The sequence below is a fragment of the Cellulophaga sp. RHA19 genome (assembly GCF_002813425.1).
Classification (GTDB): Bacteria; Bacteroidota; Bacteroidia; order Flavobacteriales; family Flavobacteriaceae; genus Cellulophaga.
In genome coordinates this window covers 2,372,441-2,392,025 of sequence record NZ_PHUL01000001.1, presented here as the reverse complement: position 1 = coordinate 2,392,025, position 19,585 = coordinate 2,372,441, and the positions used below count along the sequence as shown (strand labels likewise).

The following is a 19,585-nucleotide window of genomic DNA, read 5'->3' as shown; positions in this document are numbered from 1 at the left end:
CACTTTAATACTCATATCACACTTAAAAAGGATTACAATAATTACTTTATTATCAAACGTTAACTACTAAGTGTATTAAGATAAAAGTAAGCTTAACATACAAAAAAAAGACTTTCGTATGCAAAACCATAGAAACACACAACAAAAACCTATAACACGTGGTTTTTTTATTTAAGTTAACATATTGAATAATAATAAACTATCTAAATAAAAAAACAAAATTTATTATTAAAGTATTATTATAAGCAGTATTTTTACTACAACCATTAAAAACCCCATTATGAAAAACCCCATATTTAATTTACTTATTTTTTAGGAATAACTCTACTTATTATTCTTTTATTTAGACTAAAATCAATTATTGTCTTCATAAAATTAACGTTCAAATTCGAACCACATAAAAACCTTTAATAATCTTGTTAAGCAATTTCAAAAAAGATATTTGGAATTACTTCAAGGATATATTAAAAACAAATTAATTTCACATATACCTCCAAATGTCTAAAAGAATTTTATTTACCCTTAAACTTTTTTGTTTTCTTTTAATAGCTAATAGTTATGGGCAATTGAGTGACTTGCATTATATGCCGCCACTAACATCGACAAGAACAGCTTATATTTCGGCTCAGTCGGTATACCTCTCTACTCCAGAAGTAATACCCTTTAACATTAATATTTACATAGGTACATCAGCAACTCCAGCAGCAACAGTATCAGTTTCAAATACAAATCCTTACACTTATTCTTTACCTATAAATCAGAACGGTATAACATTACTAACTGAAAATGAAGTGGGTACTGTTAATAGTACAGCAGGTTTACGTTTAGAGGCACCAGGAGGACAAAAATTTTATGCAAATTATAGAGGAAGTAGTAATTCTCAGGGAGTTTCTTTAACTTCAAAAGGGCGGGCGGCCTTAGGAACCCATTTTAAATGGGGTGGTATTCCTTTTCTTCATGACCGCAGCATTTTTAATGCAGCCTTAGGTATAATGGCTACCGAAGATAATACAACAGTTACCATTTCAGACTATGATCCTGATTGTGTTTTTAGATTAGGAAATAATGCTACAGGCTTAACAGATGATACAATTACAGTTACTTTAAACAAAGGAGAATCTTATGTCTTAGAAGCTCTAGGAAATAATGGCGATGCCAATAGATATGGATGGTTAGGTGCAGATATTATATCAGATAAAGATATTGCTATTAGTACAGGTCATATATTACTTGGTGTTACTCCAGGATCTAATATACAAGATGGCGGAACAGACCAACCAGTGCCTATAGATATTATTGGTAGGGAATACGTTTTTGTTAGAGGTGGTGGTTCAGATTCCTTAGAATTTCCAATTATAATTGGAACAGCTAGTGGTACTGACATTTTTGTAAATGGATCAACAACTCCTATTGCAACTATAAATGACGGAGAATACTTTGTTATTCCTGGGTCAAATTATTCAGGTAGTACAGCAGGTAATAATATGACGGTAACAGCATCTAAAAATGTGTATGCGTACCAATGTTTGGCAGGTAGTACTTCTGGAGCAACTATTGGAATGAATTTTATAGCTCCTGTTAATTGCTTGCTTCCAGATAATGTGAATAATATAAGTACCATTGAAGATTTAGCCGGAAAAACCATATCTGGTGGGTTAACCATTCTAGCTTCAAATAGTACTCCTGATGCTAATATTGTTGTAACTGCTGATGGTGTTCCTGTAACACTGCCTGCTGCTATACCAGCTACAGGCTTACCTTGGAAAAGTTTTTATATACCTGGTTTAACCGGTAATATTTATGTGCAATCTTCAGGAGCAATTGCTGTTGGAGTTGTTGGTTTTAGTGGTGCACTAGGAACTGGCGGATACTTTTCTGGTTTTGACACCGTACCCGTAGTAGATTACTCCATTTCAGGTTCTGGATGTTTAGGAAGTACTATTACACTTACAGAAAATTTTGACACCTACCAATGGTATAATGATGGTGTGGCCATACCTGGAGCTACCACAGGAAGTTATACTCCTACTGAAATTGGAGAACATTATGTGAGTGTCTCTAAAAGTGGATGCGATTACAACTCTAACGTAATTCAAGTATTTTACTGTAATCCAGATATATTTATTAATAAAACAGCTGATAAATCTACTATATCAGAAGGAGAAACAGTAACATTTACAATTACTGTAGAGAGTTTAGGTTTAGATGACACTAATAATTTAGTTATCACCGATGCACTACCTGCAGGCCTAAGTTTAGTAAGTGCAACCCCAACAAAAGGCAGTTGGTCAGATCCAGAATGGAGTGTGGGTAATATGGTTAAGGGTGAAAAACAATCTTTAGTTATTGTTGCCGTAGCAGATGATATAAATGCGCCAATTTCTTCAATAAGTGTTACCAATACTATTTCTAATACACAAGATGAAACAGATTCAAATTCTTCTGTAGATGATACTTCAGAAGTAATTACTATAGAAAACCTAGATGATGATAATGATGGTGTACCTGATACCTCTGATGTTTGTGAAGGTTTTGATGATACTTTAGATACAGACTTAGATGGAATACCAAACGGTTGTGATGATGATGATGATAATGATGGTATTTTAGATGTTGATGAATTTAATAAAGACTGTGGTTTAGTTCCTACTAACAATATTCACTTTACAGATGCATCGTACAATACAATTGCTTTAAACAGCAATGATGGTGATTTAATAGCTTACATTAAAGATTTTGATAATGATATAACTGCAGTTGCTACAACAACTATAGGAACAGGAACATTCCCTGCAGGAAACCCTAACTATACAGATGGTAGTGTTCAAGTAGATATGCAGACTCGTAACTCAAATTCTAATATTACAGGTACAACTACTGAAATTATATTTTCAGAACTGATACTATCTACAGAATTTAATGTTAGGAGTTTGGCAAGGAATGCCTCTGGCAGCTATAATGAAAGTCAGAATATTAAATTTTATAATGGCTCCGTTCAAGTAGAATTTACAGCAGATATATATTCTACAACAGGCACCGTTGGTTCAGGAGCATCTTATGATCCTGTTACTGGAGATGCTGTTGCGGCCATTATTGGAGGAGGTGCCCAAGAAGCTAATTTTAGATTTAATATAGATAAAGGAATCAATAGAATTGTTATCGCACAATCAGAAAATGCTAATGCAGATAATATTGGTTGGAGAGTAAACACATTATGCTCACTGTACATAGATACAGATAATGATGGTATTTATGATCATTTAGATTCCGACAGTGATAATGATGGTTGTCCAGATGCTTTAGAAGGCGATGCAAATTATGATTATGGAGACTTAGATGGTAGTTTTAGACTAACAGCAACAGTAAATGCTGCAGGTATTCCTGGAGGAGTTTCTCAAGGTATAGGAACTTCTGTTAATAATTTACTACAAGCTGATGAATGTTCTGAATGCTCCCCAAATCATCCGTTATATAATGATGCGGATGGTGACGGTGTAGGTGACGCTTGTGATGAAGATAATGATAATGATGGTATAGTAAATGATTTAGAATGTACGCCAGCAAAAGGCTCAATTTTATCAGGAGATGATACGTTATTATTAACAGGAGAATATAATAATGGTAATGGAGTAAGTCAACAGTTTACGATCACATCTACCGAATATAATATTTTAGATAAAACCGGTTCTGCCGATAATGGTTTACAAGTAAGATGGAACCAAGGTACGGATCCAACTGTAGAAATGACGCTTACGTTACAAGAGCCTGTAAATGCAGTGCAAAATGCAATTAGAGTTTCTTCTTATGAGCCTAATAGTGCCGTAGGTAATATTCAAAATGCAGATAAGACGGTTATTATTACTTGGCCAGGTGGTGGTACGGCAGTATTGTCAGATCCGCTTGGCGAAACAGATTTAGGTAATGGTGCTGTGATAACATCAGGTACTCCTTTTCAAGTGGCTCCAGATGCTGCAGGTTTATCCAGACTTGTACCAGATTCGCAATGGTCTTTATTGATAGATACCAGTACAGGCATAACTTTTCCTATGGATATTGGTTATTTTGCAGATGGTACTATAAATTCAAGTGCTAATCACGTAAATGAAGGTTTTGCCTTTAGATCGGTTTTAGATTGTGATAATGATAATGATGGTGTAGCAAATACGCTTGATTTAGATAGTGATAATGATGGAATTTACGATGTTGTAGAATCAGGCGGTACAGATGCAGATGGTAATGGTATTGCAGATGGAGCAATAAGTGCTGAAGGTATTCCTAATACAGCTGGTACAGGTACAGTTGCTACAGAAACAACAGCTGGTACTCCAGATTTTCTTAATGTAGATAGTGATGGTGATACCTGTTCAGATGCTAACGAAGCATATGAAAGTAGTACTGCCGATAATGGCGATGGTTCTGAATATGATGATGCCGATACTGCAACTGTTGGTGATGGTTCAGGAAAAATATTAGCAAACGGATTAGTAGCTGCAGCTGCATATAATACAGGTGATGTAAACGCTGTGACTGCGGTAGATACAGATTTAGATGGTGACGGTTTAGTGGGTATTTGTGATTTAGATGATGATGGTGATGGTGATCCAGATGCAACAGATACAGATCCGTTAGATCCTTGTGTATATAGTACAAATCAAGTTCCTACTAACGCAGAAGCAAGCTGGAATGATTTAGACTGTGATGGTGATGGAGAAACCAATGGATTTGAAGTAACCAATGGTACAGATCCATCTGATCCTTGTGAGGTTACCGTACCAACGGTTCGTGCTCCAGCTGATGAAAATTATGCAGTTTGGGCAGCGGAGGATTGTGATGCTGATAATGTAGATAATGGTACAGAGGTTACCAATGGTACAGACCCTTTTAATAATGATACAGATGGTGATGGTGTTCAAGATGACGTTGACAGTGATGCACTAGATCCTTGTGCCCCAGTACAAGCAGCAGGCTATACTGGTTATGATGCCAGCAATGCTATTTGGGCAGCGGCAGATTGTGATGGTGACGGAGTTACCAATGGTACAGAAGCTACTAATGGTACAGATCCATATAGCACGGATACCGATGGTGATGGTGTGCCTGATAATACAGATGCAGATGCGTTAGATCCTTGTGATCCTGTACAAGCAGCAGGTTATACTGGTTATGATGCCAGTAATGCTATTTGGGCAGCAGCAGATTGTGATGGTGACGGAGTTACCAATGGTACAGAAGCTACCAACGGTACTGACCCTTACAATGTAGATACTGATGGTGATGGTGTTCCTGATAATACGGATACAGATGCGTTAGATCCTTGTGATCCGGTACAAGCTGCAGGTTACACTGGTTATGATGCCGGCAATGCTATTTGGGCAGCGGCAGATTGTGATAATGATGGTGTTATTAACGGTACGGAAAATACAAATGGTACTGATCCTTATAGTTCAGATACAGATGGTGATGGTGTTCCTGATAATACAGATGCGGATCCGTTAGATCCTTGTGATCCGGTACAAACAGCAGGTTATACTGGTTATGATGCTAGTAATGCTATTTGGGCAGCGGCAGATTGTGATGGCGATGGAGTTACCAATGGTACCGAAGCTACTAACGGTACGGATCCTTACAATACAGATACCGATGGCGATGGTGTTCCAGATAATACAGATTCAGATGCACTAGATCCTTGTGACCCAGTACAAGCAGCAGGTTACACTGGTTATGATGCCAGCAATGCTATTTGGGCAGCTGCCGATTGTGATGGTGACGGAGTAATCAATAGTACTGAAGTAACCAACGGTACTGATCCTTATAGTACAGATACCGATGGCGATGGTGTTCCGGATAATACGGATACTGACCCGTTAGATCCTTGTGATCCTGCACAAGTAGCAGGCTATACAGGTTATGATGCCAGCAATGCTATTTGGGCGGCGGCAGATTGTGATGGTGATAATGTAACCAATGGTACAGAAGATACTTTTGGTACCGATCCATATAATACAGATACTGATGGTGACGGAATTCAAGATGATGTGGATAATGATCCGTTAGATCCTTGTGATCCCGTACAAGCCCCTGGTTACACAGGCTATGATGCCAGTAATGCTATTTGGGCAGCTGCCGATTGTGATAACGACGGAGTTATTAATGGTACAGAAGTAACTAATGGTACTGACCCATATAGTACAGATACTGATGGTGACGGAGTTCCGGATGATATTGACACTGATCCGTTAAATCCTTGTGACCCAGTACAAGCTGTAGGTTATACTGGTTATGATGCCACAAACCCAATTTGGGCGGCGGCAGATTGTGATGGTGATTCAATTATAAATGGAACTGAAGTTACCAATGGTACAGATCCTTATAATCCTGATTCAGATGGTGATGGTATTAGTGATGGTCAAGAAGATACAGATGGTACAGACCCATTAAATGATTGTGAATTTATAGGTGGTACTCCTCTACCAACTAGTGATTGTGATGGTGACGGTGTACAAAATTCTTTAGATGCATGTGAAGGTTTTGATGATGCTATAAATGCAGATGGCGATGCATTGCCAGATGCGTGTGATGAAGATGATGACAATGATGGTATTCCAGATTCAGTAGAGGGTACTGGTGATTTTGATGGTGATGGTGTTCCAAATAATTTAGACTTAGATAGTGATAATGATGGTATTCCGGATCTTGTTGAAACAGGCAATGGAAGTTTAGATACCAATGGTAATGGATTCATAGATAGTTCTGAAAGTGGTGTGGGTACCAATGGTATTCCAGATGTTTTAGAAGATGGCGGTGTAGATGGTGCAGGCGTAACAGCAGTTCCTGTAAATTCTGATGGTACAGCTGGTCCTGATTACTTAGATATTGATTCTGATAATGATGGTATTAGAGATTTAGTAGAAGCACAGACAGATGCTGCTCTAGTACAACTATCAGGTAACGATTCTGATAATGATGGTGTAGATGATGCTTTTGATGTGGATAATGGCGGAAGCTTAACAGTTTCACCAGAAGATACAGATTTAGATGGTCGTCCTGATTATTTAGATTTGGATAGTGATGATGATGGTATTATTGATAATATTGAATGGCAGTCAACTTCAGGTCACCTTTTTCCATCTTCGGATTCTGATGGAAATGGTTTAGCCGATAATTACGAGGTTGCACCTGCGGGTTCTGGAGAATCTATTAATGAGCCAACAAATTCAGATGGAACGGATAAACCTGATTACAGAGATACAGATTCTGATAATGATGGTTTAGATGATACTACAGAGGTTTATGATTATAATGATGATTTAGCAGCAGATGTTACGCCTTCAGGCACAGATGCTGATAATGATGGTTTAGATGATGCTTTTGATTTAAGCATATCGGCACCAAATGGTATCGCTGATTCAAACGGAGCTACAAATAATAATCAAGATGTTACAACTTTCTTAAATACTCAAGATCCTTTTACAAGTGAGGTAGATTTTAGAGATGCAAATGTGCATTTAGATCCAATTGATACAGATGGTGACGGAGTTGATAACAAAGATGATATTGATAACGATAATGATGGTATTTTAGATTATGTAGAATCATTAGGTTTTCAACCTACAGATACAAAAGGTGATGCTTGTGGTATACCTGCTGGCTCATTTAATGGAGGTACATACATTGGCGGTGGATCCGGAGCGGGTACATTAGGTGCAGAATATAGGTTTTCTACAGTTGTAAGTTCATCATTGGGTGTGTTAGATGCTATTGTTAGAATTACGGATATTGATAATGCAACTTTGGTCTCTATTGATGATAATGCTTCTGGTAGTGAAAACGCTTGGCAACCAAACTTTACAATTGGTGGTACTACTGGTGCTACAGGAGGTATGTCTTTTAATGTACGTTTAGTAGCTTCTGGCACAAATTTTCAAGTTAATCTTATAAGGTTTGGTGGTGTTATTTATGATATTGATGGTGCCAACACAAGAGAAAGTGTTACTTTAACAAGACCAGGACTGTATGCTATAGATAGCAACTCATTACTTACAGTTTCAGAAAATTTAGCTACAGGTACAGCTACTTTTCAAGGTCCTCCACAAACGTGGGCAGGAGTAGATTTTGGTGCTAAACTTGCTGCATATTTCAACTTTTACGAGACTACAAACTTAGATATAACATTTAGTGGTGAATTACTAACGTCTTCTTCTAATAATTATTTAGGTTCTGTATTGTTTCAAACTTGTGATATTAACGGGTTATTCACTCCAACAAACACTACGTCTTCTAATAATACTGATGGTTCTGCAACTACTGCTTCTGGACCTGGAACAGCTCCAGTATATACTATTTACCAAGGTATAGATAGTGACAATGACGGTATAGAAGATCATTTAGATATTGATTCTGATAATGATGGTATTCCAGATAATGTAGAGGCGCAACTTACTTCAACATACATTGCTAGAGGAACAGTTGATACCGACACAGATGGTTTAGGAAATCCATATGAAGGTACGGGTAACGAAGGTTTAACAGCTATAGATACTGACCTTGACGGTATTCCAGATTATTTAGATTTAGATTCAGATGAAGATGGTTTAACCGATAGGATTGAGGCAGGTTTCACTTTGGCATCAAATAACTTGGATAATGATGGTGATGGTCTTTTAGATGATTATGATGATGTAGATACTTCAGGTGCTCTTTTTGATACGAATGATGATCAAGATAATGGAGCTTCAGATTTACCAAATATTTCAACAACAACAACTCCGGAAGTTGATTACCGTGAAGTTGGTATTGATGATAATGATTTGGATGGTATAGCGGATTCTATTGATTTAGATGATGATAATGATGGTATTTTAGATACGGTAGAAACTTCAGGAACTGATCCTAGTGCTGATGATGATTCTGATGGAATACTGAATTATAATGATACTGATTTAGGTGCTGATGCCAACGGTGATGGTATTGTAGATATTTTTGATACTGATGGTGATGGTGTTCCTAACCACTTTGATTTAGATACGGATAATGATGGTATTTATGATGTTGTAGAATCAGGAAGTGATCAAACCTTTACAGCTGGTGTTGTAGATGGTGCTGTAGGTACGGATGGTATTCCAGATACGGTACAGGCAAGTGGTCAACAGAATAGCGGAACCGTAAGTTATACGGTATCAGATTCTGAAACTACTCCTGATGGAATCTTTGATTTCCTAGAGTTGGATGCAGATGGCGATTTATGTAACGATGTTATCGAAGCTGGATTTACTGATCCTAATGCAGACGGAATATTGGGTGATGGTGCTACAGTTGTCGATGCAAATGGTATCGTAACAGGTACTACCGTTGTAGACGGTTATACAACTCCAAATAATGAAGATAGTGCTACAGATTCAGCATTTGATTTTCAGCAGCCAGGAGTTGTACCAACAATAGCAACAGCAGCAGAACAACCTCAAGATGTATTAACAAACGGAAGCGCTCCAGAGACATTTACGGTAACCGCTACAGGTACAGATTTACTGTATCAATGGCAAGTAGATGACCAATCTGGAGGTGGTTTTGTTGATATTGACGATGCAAATGCAACTGATATTTATTCAGGTAGTATTACAGAAACATTGACTTTAACAGGTATAACAACAACACAACAGGGTTATGAATATAGAGTGATAATTACAGAGACTAGCTTTGTATGTTCGCCGTTAACTTCTGATAGTGCTTTGCTTACGGTAGATGTAACTCCGCCTGCGGTACCTACTGTTGATAGTCAAATTACGAATGACACTACACCTGTTATTACGGGTACTGCAGAAGCAAATTCTACGGTAACTGTAGTAGTTGCCGGTGCAACATATACAACAACAGCAGATGCTTCTGGCAACTGGACAATTGATACGGAAACTGCTATCGCAGATAGTGGTTCATTTACTCCAAATGTAAATGGAACAAATGAAGTAGCCGTTACAAGTACAGATGCTGCTGGTAATAGTACTGATGATGTTACAACTTTAGAGTTGACAATAGATACTACAGACCCTGCAATTCCTACTGTAGAAAGTCAAATTACAAATGACATAACACCTGTTATTACAGGTACTGCAGAAGCAAATTCTACTTTAGAAATAGAAGTTGGTGGTGCAATTTATACCATTATTACCGATGCCTCTGGTAATTGGACTTTAGATACTGAAGTTGAAACTCCAGAAAGCGGAACTTTTGCTCCAAATGTAAACGGTACAAATGAAGTTGTGGTAACCAGTACGGATGCAGCAGGTAATAGTGCTGTTGATATTACTACTTTAGAGTTGACCATAGATACAACGGCTCCAACTGCTCCAACAGTAGAAATAACTGAAGATACCAATAATGATGGTTTAATTAGTGATGATGAACTAACCGGACCTATTAATGCCGTAGTTACGCTACCTGCCGATGCCGTTGCTGGTGATACGGTTACCATTACGGATGGTAATGGTAACTCACAAGATGTGGTACTTACTGCAACTGATATTACTAATGGCGATATCACTGTTATAATTGCTAATCCTGGTGAGAATGGTACCATCGTGGTAACAGCTAATATTACAGATGTAGCTGGTAATACGAGTGCAGATAGTGCTACAGATTCAGCTGTACTAGATACCACGGCTCCTTTAGCGCCAACAGTAGTTATCTCTGAAGACACAAATAATGACGGATTAATAAACGAAGATGAGCTTGTTGGTGATCTTGATGCTCGTGTAACACTACCTGTTGATGCAGTTGCAGGAGATACAGTGACCGTTACTGATGGTAATGGTAACTCACAAGATGTAATACTTACGGCAACAAATATATCAGAAGGATATGTTGATGTAGTTATTGCAAATCCTGGAGATATGGGTACCATTGTGGTAACCGCAAATCTTACGGATGCTGCCGGTAATGTTGGTCCTGATAGTTCTACGGATACTGCGGTATTAGATCTTACAGATCCATTGGCTCCTACAATAGAAATTACGGAAGATGTCAACAATGATGAATTAATAAATGGAGATGAATTAGTAGGTGACTTAGATGCAGTGGTAACACTACCTACAGGAGCGGTTGCTGGTGATACGGTTACGGTAACCGATGGTAATGGTAATTCACAAAATATAATACTTACTGCAACAGATATTGCAACGGGTACTATAAATGTGGTCATCATCAATCCAGGTGAAAATGGTTCTATTGTATTAACGGCTAACTTAACTGACGTTGCAGGCAATGTTGGTCCTGATAGTGCTACAGATACAGCAGTATTGGATACCACAGCTCCTTTAGCGCCAACAGTAGTTATCTCTGAAGATGTTGACAATGACGGATTAATAAACGAAGATGAACTTGTTGGTGATCTTGATGCTCGTGTAACATTACCCGTTGATGCGGTTGCCGGTGACACGGTTACAGTAACAGATGGTAATGGTAATTCACAAGATGTAATACTTACGGCGACAAATATATCAGATGGATATGTAGATGTTGTAATTGCAAATCCTGGAGATATGGGTACCATTGTGGTCACCGCAAATCTTACAGATGCTGCCGGTAATGTTGGTCCAGATAGTGCTACAGATACAGCAGTGCTAGATCTTACTGATCCTGGTGCTCCTACCGTAATTATTGTAGATGACAGTAATAATGATGAGTTAATTAATGAAGATGAATTAAATGTTGATATTCAAGCTTCTGTATCACTTCCAAGCAATATAGCAGCAGGAGATACTGTGACCATAACGGATGGTAATGGAGGCTCTCAAGATGTTATACTTACGTCAGCAGATGCTACCAACGGATTTATTATTGTTGTAATTCCTAATCCGGGAGATGGTGGTACTATTAACGTAACTGCCAACATAACAGATGTAGCTGGTAATGTAGGACCTGATAGTAATACTGATACAGCATTACTTGATCTTACCGATCCTAGTGCGCCAACAGTACAAATTACTGAAGACACCAATAATGATGGTTTGATAAGTGAAGATGAATTGGTAGGTGATATTGATGCTCGTGTAACTTTAGTAGGTCAAACTTTTGAAGGAGATATTGTAACTGTAACTGACGGTAATGGTAATTCACAAGACGTGGTCTTGACTGCCACAGATGTTGCTAATGGATTTATAGATGTTGTAATCGCCAACCCTGGTAATGGAAATACTATAAATGTAATAGCTAACCTAACAGATGTTGCCGGTAATGTTGGTCCTGATAGTGCTACTGATACTGCGATAATGGACATTCTGGCTCCTAGTGCGCCAATGGTTGAAATTGCAGAAGATGTAAACAATGACGGTTTAATCAGTGAAGATGAACTGGTAGGTGATATTGATGCTGTAGTGACGCTACCTGCTGATGCTGTAGCCGGTGATACGGTAACTATCACCGACGGTAACGGTAACTCGCAAGATGTGATTTTGACCGCAACCGATATAACGAACGGATCTATTGATGTAATAATCGTAAATCCTGGTGAAGCTGGTACAATAGTATTGGGAGCATTTATTACAGATGTTGCTGGTAATATTGGTGATGATAGCGCTACGGATACAGCTGTACTTGACACAAGGGCTCCAACTGCTCCTACAGTAGAAATAACTGAAGACACTAATAATGATGGTTTAATTAGTGAAGATGAGTTAATGGGTGATATTGATGCTCGTGTTTCACTTCCTGTAGATGCTGAAATTGGTGATACGGTAACTATTACAGATGGTAATGGTAACTCGCAAGATGTGGTCTTGACCGCAGCTGATATTACCAATGGATATATTGATGTTGTAATCGCCAATCCTGGTGATGGAAACACGATAGTTGTAACCGCTAATTTAACTGATGTTGCTGGTAATGTTGGTCCTGACAGTGCTACGGATACTGCGGTGCTTGATTTGACTGATCCAACTGCGCCAACGGTAGAAATAGTGGAAGATACTAATAATGATGGCTTGATCAGTGAAGATGAACTAATTGGTGATATCGATGCTCGTGTAACGCTACCTGCTGATGCTGTAACTGGTGATACGGTAACTATTACCGATGGTAATGGAAATTCACAAGATGTGATTTTGACCGCAACCGATATAACGAACGGATCTATTGATGTAATAATCGTAAATCCTGGAGATACAGGTACTGTTGTTTTAACAGCGAACATTACGGATGTTGCAGGAAACGTTGGTCCAGATAGTGCTACGGATACTGCAGTGCTTGATCTTACAGATCCATTGGCTCCGACCGTAGAAATTACGGAAGACACCAATAATGATGGTTTAATAAGTGAAGATGAATTGGTTGGTGATATCGATGCGCGTGTAACGCTTCCTGCTCAAACATTTGCTGGTGATACGGTAACTGTTACGGATGGTAATGGTAACTCACAAGATGTAATCTTGACTGCCGCTGATATTACGAATGGATATATAGATGTTGTAATCGCAAATCCTGGAGATGCAGGTACTATTGTTATAACAGCGAACATCACGGATGTTGCCGGAAATGTTGGTCCTGATAGTGCTACAGATACTGCAGTGCTTGATCTTACAGATCCATTGGCTCCGACCGTAGAAATTACTGAAGATACCAATAACGATGGTTTAATCAGTGAAGATGAATTGGTTGGTGATATTGATGCACGTGTAACACTACCTGCTGATGCTGTAGCTGGTGATACGGTAACCATAACCGATGGTAATGGAAATTCACAAGATGTGATTTTGACCGCAACCGATATAACGAACGGATCTATTGATGTAATAATCGTAAATCCTGGTGATGCAGGTACAATTGTTTTAACTGCTAATATTACGGATGTTGCCGGAAACGTTGGTCCAGATAGTGCTACGGATACTGCAGTGTTGGATCTTACAGATCCATTGGCTCCGACTGTAGAAATTACAGAAGACACCAATAATGATGGTTTAATCAGTGAAGATGAATTGGTTGGTGATATTGATGCTGTAGTGACGCTACCTATTGATGCTGTAGCTGGTGATACGGTAACTATTACCGATGGTAATGGAAATTCACAAGAAGTGGTCTTGACAACAACTGATATTACCAATGGATATATAGATGTTGTAATTGCAAACCCAGGTGATACAGGTACAATTGTTTTAACAGCAAACATTACTGATGTCGCTGGTAATGTAGGTTCTGATAGTGTTACGGATACTGCAGTGATTGATCTTACAAATCCAACCGTAGACAGCTTTAGTACAATAGATATTACTCCTGTTTTAACAGGTCAAGGAGATCCTAATGAAGACCTTATTATTGAACTAGACACTAATGGTGATAATGTATTTGATGTTACATATGCTGTTACTACAGATGCTAGTGGAAATTGGAGTTTAGATACTGAAACGCAATCGCCAATTAACGGTTCTCTTCCTGTATTGACAGATGAGGATGTTATAGATATTGTTGCAACTGATCCTGCTGGAAACAGCGGTACTGGTGTAGTTACCATATCTGTAGATACTGATGGTGATGGAATAAATGATAATGATGAAGTTTCTTTAGGTACTGATCCTAATAATCCTGATTCTGATAATGATGGTGTTAATGACGGCCAAGAAGTTACAGATGGTACAAATCCTTTAGATGATTGTGATTCTATTGGTGGTACTCCTCTACCTACTAGCGATTGTGATAACGATGGCTTAACTAATTCCCAAGAAGCTACTATTGGTACAGATCCTTTTAATCCTGATTCGGATAATGACGGACTTTTAGATGGTGATGAAGTTACTTTAGGTACTGATCCTAATAACCCTGATACTGATGGGGATACCATTTTAGACGGACAAGAAGTAACCGACAATACCAATCCGCTTGATGATTGTGATTCTATTAACGGGGTTCCTCTTGATGATACTGATTGTGATATGGACGGATTAACCAATGCTCAAGAAGTAGATTTAGGTACTGATCCTTTTAATCCTGATTCTGATGGTGATTTAATTCTTGATGGTAAAGAAGTTGATGATGAAACTGACCCTCTTGATCCTTGTGATAATATCGGTGGTACTCCTCCGGCTGGGGCTGCTTGTGATATCTCTATCTACAACGACCTTGTTGGTCCTGGTGTAGATGATGGTTACTTTAGAATTATTAATATTGAGCAGTTTCCGAACAATACTGTACAAATCTATAACAGATGGGGAGTTATTGTTTTTGAAACTAAATCATACGATCGTGGTACTAATGTATTTAAAGGTATTTCTAATGGTAGAGTGGTTGTGAAGAAAAACGAAACACTACCAGCTGGAGTTTATTACTACATTATTAATTACAATAATAACGGTCTAAACAAATCTAAAGCTGGATATTTATATCTAAACAGGTAATTTTAAACACAACCATTAAACGCATAAATCATAAATTATGAGAAAATTATTAGTTAGTATTGTTTTAGTTTTTCTTGCTGTGCAAAACTCTTCTGCACAACAAGATGCTCAATACACTCAATATATGTATAATACTATTGCCATTAACCCTGCTTATGCAGGGTCTAGAGGCGTATTTAGTATTGCTGCCCTGCATAGATCGCAATGGGTAGGACTAGACGGTGCGCCCACAACACAAACCCTTAACTTTAACACTCCTGTTTCTAGAAGAGTCGGACTTGGACTATCGGTTGTACACGATGAAATTGGGAATGGTACAAATCAAGATACTTATGTAGATGCTGCCTTCTCATACACTGTTCCCACTGGGGATCTAGGCAAACTATCTTTTGGACTTAAAGCGGGTGGACATTTTTTAAACCTTGACTTTTCTAAACTTGCAAACTACAGACAAGAGTCTACTCCTACTGGATATAATGATATTGATAAAAAATTCTCTCCCAATTTTGGAGCAGGTATTTACTATCATACCAATAAATTCTATGCAGGGTTATCTGTACCTAACTTTTTAGAAACTGAACATTTTGATAATTCTGGTGGACAAAACAGCTCTTTTGTCGCTGTTGAACGTATGAACTGGTATTTAATTACGGGTTATGTGTTTGAGCTAAATAGAGACTTAAAACTTAAACCAGCAGCGCTTATTAAAGCTGTTAAAGGGGCGCCTTTACAAGCAGATTTATCTGCTACTTTTTTACTTAGAGATAAGTTTAGCTTTGGAGCGGCTTACCGTTGGGATGCTGCTTTAAGTGCTCTTGTTGGGTTTCAGCTTAGCGAACAACTTATGCTTGGACTAGCATACGATAAAGAAACTACTGATCTTGGAAACACTTCTTTTAATGATGGGTCTTTTGAGGTATTTTTAAGATACGAACTTAAGTCTAGATACAAAAAAGTAATTACCCCTAGATTCTTCTAAAAAAACAAAACAAATGAAATTTAAATACATAACACTTGCCTTTTTGTTTTGTTGTGCACTCACTAATGCACAGTCTAAAAAACAACAAAGAGCAGATGATAAGTTTGAAAGCTACCAATATGCGGAGGCTATTGATGTATACCAAAGGTTAATTGATCTTGGATACAGCTCTGAAACTATTTACAGAAAACTTGCTAACTCTAATTACCTTAATGCTAGGTATGAGAATGCTGCTAAATGGTATGAAAAACTAGTAAATCTTCAAGATGCGAACGTAGATCCTGAAGAGGTATACAAATATGCATTATCACTAAAGTCTATTGGTGAATATCAAAAATCTGATACTTGGATGCGTAAGTTTGATCAAATTAAACAGTACGATTCTAGAGCTACCTTGTTTGAAAATAACACCAATTATTTACAAGTAATTGAAAAAAACTCTGGGCGTTACAATCTAAAAAACCTAGAGATAAACTCTAGTGTATCTGAGTTCTCTCCGGCTTATTATAATGATAAACTAGTATTCTCTTCAGCTAGAGATACTGGTACTGTGCGTAATTCTATTCACCAGTGGAACAACCAACCCTTTTTAAACCTGTATGCTGCACAAATTAATGAAGAAGGAACTCCTTTTAATGCAGATAAATTAGACCGTAAACTAAATAAAAAAACACACGAGTCTTCGGCTGTTTTTACTAAAGATGGTAATACCATGTATTTTACCAGAAACAACTCTGATAACGGAAGGTTTGCCCGCGATAAAGATGGCGTTAGTAGACTTAAATTATACAGAGCTACAAAAGTTGGTGACCAATGGAAAAAAATTACAGAACTACCTTTTAATAGTGATGAGTATTCTGTAGCACACCCTGCCCTATCGCCAGATGAAACTAAATTATATTTTGCTTCGGATATGCCTGGTACGCGTGGAATGTCTGATTTGTATGTGGTAGATATTATTGCTGATGGAACCTTTAGTGCTCCTCTAAATCTTGGCAATAAAATTAACACAGAATCTAGAGAAACTTTTCCGTTTGTTTCTAAAAACAATATATTATATTTTGCCTCTGATGGGCACCCTGGACTTGGTGGGTTAGATATTTTTGCTACACAAATTACTGATAATTTTAACGATTCTTACATCTTAAACATTGGTAAACCTGTAAACAGTAAACAAGATGATTTCTCTTTTATTTTTGATGAAGATTCTCTAAAAGGATTCTTTGCTTCTAACCGTGATGGTGGTAAAGGGTATGATGATATTTATAGCTTTGTTCAAACAAAAGAACTAAACCTTAATTGCTACAATACAATTACAGGTACTGCTGTTAATCTTAAAACAGGTGCTAGTATTGCAGACGCTGCTGTGCAAGTAAAAGACAAAGAAAACACTTTGGTTTTTGAAACTAAAACTGATAAAAAAGGAAATTTTACAATTGATGATATTTGCTGGGAGGATACCTATACCCTACTGGGACAAAAAATAGAGTTTGAAAACGGAACTACCTCTTTTGCTATAGAACGTAATAAAGAAATTGATCCTGTTATTGTAAAATTAAATCCTATTAAAAGGGCTGCCCCTATTGGTACAGATTTAACTAAGTACTTAAAATTAGACCCTATTTATTTTGACCTTGATAAATCGTTTATTAGGATTGATGGGCAAATTACAATGCAACAAGTATTTGCATATCTTAAAGAATATCCAGAGGTGGTTATTGAAGTTAGATCACATACTGATGCTAGAGCTACTACTGCTTACAACCAAGCATTATCTAACAGAAGAGCAAAAGAAACGGTAAAGTATTTATTAGACAATGGTATTGCGCCTGAGCGTGTGTCAGGCAAAGGTTTTGGGGAATCTCAACTAACTAACAACTGCGATTCTAATAGCAAATGCTCAGAAGAACAACACCAACAAAATAGAAGATCTGAGTTTATTGTAATTAAAAACTAAAACATAAAACAAACAAAAAGAGGAAGCTAAAGCTTCCTCTTTTTTTATAATAAACTATAAGTGTTTATTTATTCTCTATCCCTTTAAATATAAAATCTGTTAACTGCTTCTCTATCTCTATTGGGTTTACTTTTATATCATCATTGGTTATCATACTAAACAACCATCGCATTGATGAAATTACCATAAACGTTGAAAACTCACTGTCCATTTTACGTAAGGAACCTTCAGCAATACCTTCTTCAATTATATTACTAACAGTACTAATATAACCTGATCTTTTTACCTTAAAGTCTTCTAACTTTTCATCTTTTAAACTACGCCACTCATACACAAAAAGAGAAACCTCATAAGGCTTATTAAGCGTGTATTGTACATGTTTAGAAATAACAAACTTTAGTTTTTCAACTGGAGAATAAGAAGAATTCATAATATTGTCCAAATACACCACAAATTCCTCTAACGTACTAAATATATAATCTTCTAATAAAGCTTCTTTAGAATCTATGTAATTGTAAACATTAGCAACTTCAAAATTTAACTCGTGCGCAATATCACGCATTGTAGTTGCCTTAAATCCTTTTTCACTTATTAGCTTAAGTGTCTTTTCAAAAAATAATTCCTTTTTTGTTATTCTTTTCATAAAGTTAGTTTGATACTATTTTGATTGAGGTCTGTTTTCATAAAAAAACAAGATTCAAATATATGAACGAACGTTAACAAAACAATACAAAACACAACACTTTAATATTCCTTTAACGTTTAAAGAGGACTACAGTAATTAATTTATTATCAAACGTTAATTATTAAGTGTATTAGACATAAAAAAGTTTTACATACAAAAAGAGCACTTTCACATACAAATATGTAGAAACACACAACAAAAGTGAGTAATACGCACTATTTTTTTATAAATTAATGATTAAATACATAACGCCTTTTTTTAAATAAAAAGTTAAATTTTACATCATTACAATTAATAAAAAACAATTCATTTATTTATTTTTTTCTTACAAAAAAGACGGATTATAAATCTAGCTTTTATCATACAAATAAGCTATATTTTAGAGTTATAAACTCCGCATTTACAATATGTAAGATATATTAATTGGTTACAGTTAACCCTCTTATTATATCTTTCTAACTATCAACACATATACAAATACTCAAAATATTTAACCTTAAATAAAATTTAACAAAATTTTAAACAAAAACTTAAATAACAAACATAAAGAAAAGTACCAATCAGTCTTTATTTTTAATTTATTGTAATAA

4 protein-coding genes are annotated in these 19,585 nt (G+C 36.8%); 3 read left to right on the top strand and 1 reads right to left on the bottom strand.

Annotated elements, in window-relative coordinates; all coding sequences use genetic code 11:
• Positions 1-497: 497 nt before the first annotated feature.
• From AX016_RS10470 to AX016_RS10460, 3 genes are read left to right on the top strand one after another with little or no spacing between them, the layout of a single operon-like run.
• The gene (locus tag AX016_RS10470) at positions 498-15,374 is read left to right on the top strand and encodes an Ig-like domain-containing protein (protein WP_100895558.1); all 14,877 of its coding nucleotides are present in this window, start codon (positions 498-500) and stop codon (positions 15,372-15,374) included.
• Between the two features lie 37 nt (positions 15,375-15,411).
• Positions 15,412-16,353 (top strand): PorP/SprF family type IX secretion system membrane protein, encoded by a 942-nt coding sequence (locus AX016_RS10465; RefSeq protein ID WP_100895557.1) that lies wholly within the window; start codon positions 15,412-15,414, stop codon positions 16,351-16,353.
• A gap of 13 nt (positions 16,354-16,366) precedes the next feature.
• A complete protein-coding gene (locus AX016_RS10460) occupies positions 16,367-18,310 on the top strand; it encodes an OmpA family protein (RefSeq protein WP_100895556.1) in 1,944 nt (647 codons plus the stop codon).
• A gap of 64 nt (positions 18,311-18,374) precedes the next feature.
• On the opposite strand, the gene AX016_RS10455 is transcribed toward AX016_RS10460, so the two are convergent.
• On the bottom strand, positions 18,375-18,953 hold the full coding sequence (locus AX016_RS10455; RefSeq protein ID WP_100895555.1) for a TetR/AcrR family transcriptional regulator: 579 nt from the start codon (positions 18,951-18,953) through the stop codon (positions 18,375-18,377).
• Between the last annotated feature and the right edge of the window lie 632 nt (positions 18,954-19,585).